Raw genomic sequence first — 1,370 nt, 5'->3', positions numbered from 1 at the left:
CATGTGCTCGGTTTGGGTGGTGTGGCGGCCTTTGTGCAGCGAGCGCAGGTGACTGGCCACCCGCTGGTTGGCGTGGAAGCACTCGACGGTCTTAGCGGTTAGCCGCACTTCGAGTTGGTGCTTCACCAGCTGGTACGGCACCGAGTAGTAATGGCCCTCGACCTCGACGTGATAGTCGATGTGCACCCGCGCCTTTTTCCATTCGGCGTAGACATACGGATGTTCTGGTAGCGGTTGCAGTGCGGGTTGGTCGATGGTCTCGAAGGCCGAGCGGCGTGAGCCGGGCAGCTTCTTGAAGGGCTTTTGATTGAGGCGTTCGAGCAGCAGGCTGATTGCCGTGTTGAGTTCTCCGAGCGAGAAGAACTGGCGGTTGCGCAGCACTGCCAGGATCCAGCGCTCGACCACTTGCACACCCACTTCAACCTTGGCTTTGTCCTTGGGTTTACGCGAACGCGCGGGCAGTACGGCTACGCCGTAATGCTCGGCGAGATCGCGGTAACTGGGGTTGATGCCCGGCTCGTAGCGATGCGCCTTGGTGACGCCACTGCGCAGATTATCGGGCACCAGGATCTGCGATGTGCCGCCGAAAAAAGCAAAACAGCGGGCGTGCGAGCCCAGCCAGTCGGGCAGTTTCTGCGACCAGGTGGCCTCGGCAAAGGTGTAGCTGGACGCGCCGAGGACGGCGACGAAGATCTGGGCCTGACGGATTTCACCGGTCTGTCGGTCGATGATGGGCGCGGTCTGTCCGGCGTAATCGACGAACAGCTTTTCGCCGGCACGGTGCTCCTGGCGCATGACAACGTCGACCTTGGCGGCCCAGAGGCGGTAGTGCTCGCAGAACCAGCTGTATTGGAAGCCTTGCGGGTGAGCGAGTCGATATTCCTGCCAGAGTAGGGCCAAAGTGACGCCGGGGCAGCGTAACTCGGCATGCGCCCAAGACCAGTCAGGCATCGGACGTTGATCGCTGGGAACTGTTGGTGCTGGAGGGAACAGGCATCGCTCCAGTTCGGCATCCGATAACAATGTCGGCCAACTCAGCCCGCAAGCGTTGAAACGGTGCAAGTAATTGCCCGCACTGCCGCTACTGATGCGCAGGCTGGCGGCGATCTTGCGCACGGACAGGCCAGCGTCGAACTTTAGACGTAGTACCTCTCGGATTTTACGCATGGATATACGCTCCACGATGACCTCTTCGCTTCGAGAAAAGAGGTCGATGGTAGTGAATAATCCTGCGTTGCTGCCTGCCTGAGCATGGATCGGATCAGTGGAACATCACTGTCCAAGTGCTTGTGGAATCAGTGTCCAAGTGGCCGTGGAATGAGTGTCCAAGTCAGCTTGGACTGGGTGTCCAAGTGCGCATGGAATCCCCA

At 59.7% G+C, this 1,370-nt stretch carries 1 protein-coding gene; it reads right to left on the bottom strand.

Annotated features, from left to right (window positions below; translation table 11 throughout):
* The coding region (gene istA, locus K5E40_RS34295) for an IS21 family transposase (protein WP_221734428.1) at positions 1 to 1,167 on the bottom strand (1,167 nt) is incomplete at its 3' end.
* Positions 1,168 to 1,370 lie beyond the last annotated feature (203 nt).

This window comes from Pseudomonas baetica (assembly GCF_019733355.1).
GTDB lineage: Bacteria > Pseudomonadota > Gammaproteobacteria > Pseudomonadales > Pseudomonadaceae > Aquipseudomonas > Aquipseudomonas baetica_A.
Note: the sequence above shows the minus strand (reverse complement) of the source record. Positions and strands in the feature narration are given on the sequence as shown.